The sequence below is a fragment of the Mesorhizobium sp. M7A.F.Ca.CA.002.09.1.1 genome, from assembly GCF_003998555.1.
Lineage (GTDB): Bacteria > Pseudomonadota > Alphaproteobacteria > Rhizobiales > Rhizobiaceae > Mesorhizobium > Mesorhizobium ciceri.
Window position 1 is genome coordinate 1 of record NZ_RZRR01000286.1, and the last position, 5,898, is coordinate 5,898.

Consider the following 5,898-nt stretch of genomic DNA (forward strand, 5'->3'; position numbering starts at 1 on the left):
GTCTGGCGGCGCGCGAGGCCGACATCACCCTGTTCTTCGACGATTACCACGCCGTCGAGGCGCCGGCGGTGAAGCGGTTCATGGAGCGCCTGACCCGGCAGGCGCCGGAAAATGTTGCTTTCGTCATCGGCTCACGCAGCCTGCCCGACCTGCAGCTCGGCAAGCTCCGGGTGCTTGGCGACGTTTTCGAAATCGGCCCCGACGATCTGCGTTTCGCCTCATCCGAGGCCGAAGCTTTCTTCAACGACAAGCTGGGCCTGAGCGTCAGCAGCGGCACGGTGGAGACCTTGTGCTCGCGCACCGAAGGATGGGCCGCCGGCCTGCAACTGGCCTCTTTGTCACTGAGTGCCGCGCATGCACCGGAAACCGTCATCGGCAATTTTACCGGCGCCAACCGAAACGTCGCCGACTTCCTGATGGGCGAAGTGTTCCTGGAACTGCCGCCGGCGATCGCAAAATTCCTGCTCTACAGCTCGATCTTCGAACGCTTCAGCGCCGAGCCCTGCCGGGCGGTGATGCGCGCGGCCGACGCCGAAGCGGCGATCACCGAGATCGAGACGCGCAACCTGTTCCTGGTGCCGCTCGACGAAGAGCGGCGCTGGTTCCGCTACCATCATCTGTTCCGCGATTTCCTTAGCCGCGAAATGGAACGGCGCGAACCGGAGATGATCGCGCCGCTGCATCTGGCGGCTGCCGAATGGTTCGGCGAGCGCAAGATGCTGACAGAGGCGATCGGGCACGCGCTGGCCGCCGGCGACCAGGCCCGCGCGGCGGTGTTCGTGGAGAACAATGCGCTCGACCTCATCGCCCAGTGCCAGCTTCTCTACGTGCGCCAGCTGCTGGCACTGCTGCCGAGGAAGCTGATCGACCAGCGCATTCGGCTGCAGCTGGTCGTGCTGTGGTTGGCGGTGCACAGCAGCCAGCCGGAGATTGCCCAACAGACGCTGAGCAATGCGCGCAAGCTGGTCGAAGCCGGACCGACCGACAGCAACGACCCGGGCACGATGACCGGCACAACGATCGAGGCCGAGCTCGTGGTTCTCGCCGCCGCCGTTCACAGCACGCTGGAGCAGTTCGATCAGGCGCGCGCCACAGCCCTTGCGGCCCTGCGCGTCATCGCGCCCGATGCCTGGTTCATGGAGGGCGCGACCGCCAATGTCATTGGCTACAACCTCTATGCGCTGGGTGACCTCGACGGCGCACGCGCCGCCATCGATGCGGCACGCCGGGCGCATGAGCGAAGCGGCAGCCTGCTCGGCGTCACCATTGCCAATTGCTACATGGCCGTGATCGAGCGTTCGGCGGGCCGCTTGCCCGCCGCCGAGCGGCTGCTGCGCAACGCGATCATCGAGGCTCGGGCGCGGATCGGTGCAAACTCCTATGCCGAGGCCCTGGCCGGCACGCTGCTTGCGGAACTTGCCTATGAGACCAATGCGTCGGGCGAAGCGCTGACCCTGGTCGAGAATCTCGGACCGCAGATCGAGGGCGCGGCGGTCATCGTCTATCCCCTGGCCAGCGTGCCGACCTATGCCCGCGTGCTGCAGCTGACCGGTCGCACCGAAGCGGCACTGGATATGCTTGAGCGCGTCTATCAACGCGTACATGGCACGGTGTATCGCCGCCTGGCATCGATGATCGTGCATGACCGCATACGTGTGCTGCTCGACCAGAACCGTATTGCCGAGGCGCGTGCGCTGCTGGCCGAGCATCGGGGCGAAGGGACCGAGGCTTCGGTGGTCATCACTACCGCCAACGAGTTCGAGTTCTTTGCCGAGGGCCGCCTGCTGACGGCCGAGAAATCCTATGCCGCTGCCGCGGGGGTTTTCGACGCGCTGCTCGAGCGCACGAAAGACAGCGGGCGCATGCGCCGCCATATATTGGCGCTGATCCTGCGCGCCAAGGCGGCCAGCGCCTTCCACGACCAACGCGAGGCCGACCGCAATCTCCTCAATGCGTTGCGTCTCGCCCAACCCTCCGGCTTCATCCGCTCTTTCGTCGACGAGGGAAGGCCTGTTGTCGAAGGGTTGATGCGGCTGCGCGCGGCCCAGGCGAAGACCGATCCCGCACTGTCAGCCTATGCGTCGCGCATCATCGATGCCGCGCAGGCGATGCCTGTCGCGACGCGCAAGCTGGCCGCACCAGCCGCCGAGAAGGAACAGCTCACCCAGCGCGAGGCCGAACTGCTGCGCTATCTCACCGAGGGCATGTCCAACCGCGATATCGCCTTGGCGTTGTCGGTGAGCGAGACCACGGTGAAATGGCATCTGAAGAACATTTTCGGCAAGCTCGCGGTGACCAACCGGGTGCAGGCGGTGCGCGCCGCGCAAGGATCTGCAGGCGCCCATACCCCTCCGAAAGGAGGGGCATAGATAAGAGGCGCGACCCCACTTTCGGGTCGGGCCATCTGATCGTTAGCCTGCTAGCGTCACCTGGTTTTCAGAGGACGCTGCGCATGGCGACAGGCTACGTTTTTCACGAACAGCTGATGTGGCATGACACCGGCTCCAGCGCCGACATGATGCCGCCCGGCCGTTTCGTGGAACCCGGCCGGCATCTGGAATCCCCTGGCTCCAAGCGCCGGCTGAACAACCTCATCCAGGTCAGCGGCCTGTCGCGGCATCTGGTGCCGATCATCCCCGAGCCGGTCTCGGTCGACGACCTGTTGCGCGTGCACACGCAACGCCATGTCGACGATATTCGCATGCTCAGCGAACGCGGCTCCGGTTTCGCCGGGCCGCAGGCGCCGATCGGCCTCAACAGTTTTGACATCGCGCTGCTGTCGGCCGGGACCACCTATGCCGCGATGCGCGCCGTGCTGACCGGCCGCGTCGACAATGCCTATGCGCTGGCGCGGCCGCCGGGACACCATGCCGAGCCCGACCAGGCGATGGGCAACTGCCTGTTCTCCAACATTGGCGTCGCTGTCCGCCGGCTGCAGCATGAAGGCTTGCTCGGGCGCGCGGCGATAGTCGACTGGGATGTGCATCACGGCAACGGCACCGAGACGGTGTTCTATTCCGACCCGTCGGTTCTGACCATTTCCGTGCACCAGGACAATCTCTATCCGACCGGGCGCGGTGCGCTGGCCGACAACGGGAAAGATGCCGGCGAGGGCTTCAACATCAACATCCCGCTGCCGGCCGGCAGCGGCACCGGTGCTTATGAAGCGACTTTCGACCGCGTTGTCGCACCGGCACTGCGCGCCTACAGACCGGACCTCGTCATCGTCGCCTCCGGCTTCGATGCGTCCGGCTTCGATCCACTCGGCCGCATGATGCTCAACAGCGAATGCTTCAGGCGTCTCGCCGCGCGCATGGTTGCGCTGGCCGCCGAGACCTCGCAAGGGCGCCTGATGATGACCCATGAAGGCGGCTACTCCGAGGGCTATGTGCCGTTCTGCGGCCATGCCGTCATCGAGACGCTAGCCAATCACCGTACCGAAGTGGTCGACCCTTTGTCGGACCATATCGACGAATGGGCCGGGCAAGACCTGCAGCTTCATCAGGCCGCGGTGATCGATGCCGCCGAAGGCCTGCTCGCCGGCCTGCGCCAACGTCTCGCCAGTGCGGCTTGACGCGATGGATTTCGTCATCACCACGCTGCTCAATGCGCTGACGCTGATCAGTATCCTGATGCTGGTCGGGCTCGGGCTGGCGATCAGCTTCGGCCTGATGAACGTGACCAATTTGGCACATGGCGAGTTCGTCACCGTCGGCGCCTTCGCGGTCTATTTCGTCCAGAGCATGGGTGGCTCGTTCTGGCTAGGGCTGGCGGCTGCCCCCATCGCCGGCGCGGTGATCGGCTGCATCCTCGAATTCGCCATCATCCGCCATCTCTATTCCAGGCCGGTCTCAACTGTGCTTGCCACCTGGGGCGTCAGCCTGATCCTGCAGCAAGGGCTGGAACTGATCTTCGGTCTCGGCGCCAAGCCGGTGACGCCGCCTATCGAGGGCACGCTCGACCTCTTCTTCACCGTCTACCCGGCCTATCGGCTGATCCTGATCGGCATCGCCATGCTGACCTTGCTCGGCGTCATCCTGCTGATCAGCCGCACGTCCTTCGGTCTCGACATCCGCACCGTCATCCAGAACCGCGAAATGGCCGAGGGCGTCGGCATCAACACGCGGCGCACCTACGCCATCGCCTTCACCTTCGGCGCGGCCATCGCCGGGCTCGCCGGCGGACTGGTCGCGCCGCTGGCGATCGTGCTGCCGCAGATGGGGGTGAACTATCTCGCCAACGCCTTCTTCGTCGTCATTGTCGGCGGCGTCGGCTCGATCGGCGGCCTCGTCGCCGGCAGCGTCTTCGTCGGCGGGCTGACCAGCATCCTCAATTATCAGATCTCGCCGTCGCTGGCGCAGGCGGTCGTGCTGCTGGCGGCCATCGTCGCTGTCCGGCTTCGGCCCAACGGCCTGTTCAACGGAGCGTCGCGATGATCGCCCGCGACCGCAACTGGCTGCTGATCTTCGCCGCCTGCGTGGCGCTCGCGATCATCTATCCGTTCTTTGTCGGCGGGTATCAGCTGACCGTGATCCGCGACGCGCTGATCTTCGGCCTGTTCGCCGCGAGCCTCGACTTCTTCTGGGGCCGCACTGGAATCCTGTGTTTCGGCCACGCTGCGTTTTTCGGCATCGGCGGCTACATCATGGCGCTGATCACGCTCAACGATGCGATCTCCTTCGCCAGCCTGCTTGGCATCATCGGTGCGGTGGCCGGTGCGGCCTTGGTCTCCGCCATCATCGGCTACTTCCTGTTTTTCGGCGGCATCCGTGGCAGCTATTTCACCATCGTCACGCTGGCCATGGGCGTCATCTGCCAGCAGGCGGCGGTCTCCTGGAGCTCGGTCACCGGCGGCGACAGCGGGCTGATCGGCATTCCGCCGATTGCCTTCGATGTCGGCGGGCTGCACGTCGATCTCAGCCAGGACCTGCCCAGCTACATCTTCGTCTCGGCCATCGTCGCGGTGACCGTGCTGGCGCTGTGGTCGATCAGCCGTGGCCGCTGGGGTACGGTGCTGACCGCCATACAGGACAATGAAGTCCGGGCAGCAGCGCTCGGCCACAATGCGCCGTTGCGGCTGCTCGTCACCTTCGTCCTGTCGGCGGCGATCGCCGGCCTTGCCGGCGCGCTCTATGTCTGCATGGCGGGGTTGGTGGCACCGGATCTGTCCGGACTGCTTCTGTCGACGGAAGTCATCGTCTGGGTGGCGGTCGGCGGGCGCGGCACGCTGCTGGGGCCGGTGCTCGGCGCCATCTTCATCCAGCGTGCGCAGCAGACGATCAGCAGTTTCAACCCGAGCCTGTGGCCGCTATTGCTCGGCTGTGTCTTCGTCATCATCGTCTTCGTCCTGCCGGACGGCATCCTGTCGATCTACGCGCGACTGAAAGCCCTGTTCAAAGGCGGGAGGCGCGCACAATGAGCGACATCCTGCTCCAGGCCGAAAATGTCGGCATCCGCTTTGGCGGGCTGCAGGCGCTGGAGGCCCTGAACCTCACTGTACGCGACAAGGAACTCTGCTGCATCATCGGCCCGAACGGCGCCGGCAAAAGCACCTTCCTCAATGTGTTGACCGGTACGCTGCGCCCGACCAGCGGCAGCGTGCGCTTCCTCGGCCACGACATAGCCGGCCTGCCGCTGCATCGCATCGCCCGGCTCGGCATCGCGCGCAAGTTCCAGATCCCGTCCGTCTTCCCGAGCCTCTCGGTGGAAGACAATGTGAAGGTCGCCCGCTGGGGGGCGCCCTCGCCTGTGCGCCCGGTTGGCGAATTGCTGGAATTGGTCGCGCTGAGCAATCGCGCCGCCACACCGGCCGGCGAACTCGCGCATGGCCAGAAGCAATGGCTGGAGATCGGCATGGCGCTGGCAATCGAGCCGCGGTTGCTTTTGCTCGACGAACCC

The 5,898-nt window shown here is 65.3% G+C and carries 5 protein-coding genes; all 5 read left to right on the top strand.

From position 1 onward, the window contains the following. A partial coding sequence (locus tag EN994_RS14565; protein ID WP_127307612.1) for a LuxR C-terminal-related transcriptional regulator occupies positions 1-2,369 on the top strand: 2,369 nt, incomplete at its 5' end. 83 nt (positions 2,370-2,452) lie between these two features. Next, entirely contained in the window at positions 2,453-3,574 is a 1,122-nt protein-coding gene (locus tag EN994_RS14570) for a class II histone deacetylase (RefSeq protein ID WP_013532992.1), read from the top strand. Next, positions 3,519-4,436, top strand: coding sequence for an urea ABC transporter permease subunit UrtB (gene urtB, locus EN994_RS14575; protein WP_244514271.1), 918 nt, complete (start codon positions 3,519-3,521; stop codon positions 4,434-4,436). Before EN994_RS14570 ends, urtB begins: the two co-directional genes overlap by 56 nt. Further along, positions 4,433-5,419 (top strand): branched-chain amino acid ABC transporter permease, encoded by a 987-nt coding sequence (locus EN994_RS14580; protein ID WP_024502520.1) that lies wholly within the window; start codon positions 4,433-4,435, stop codon positions 5,417-5,419. Before urtB ends, EN994_RS14580 begins: the two co-directional genes overlap by 4 nt. Then, a partial coding sequence (locus EN994_RS14585; RefSeq protein WP_127307613.1) for an ATP-binding cassette domain-containing protein occupies positions 5,416-5,898 on the top strand: 483 nt, incomplete at its 3' end. The genes EN994_RS14580 and EN994_RS14585, both read left to right, overlap by 4 nt.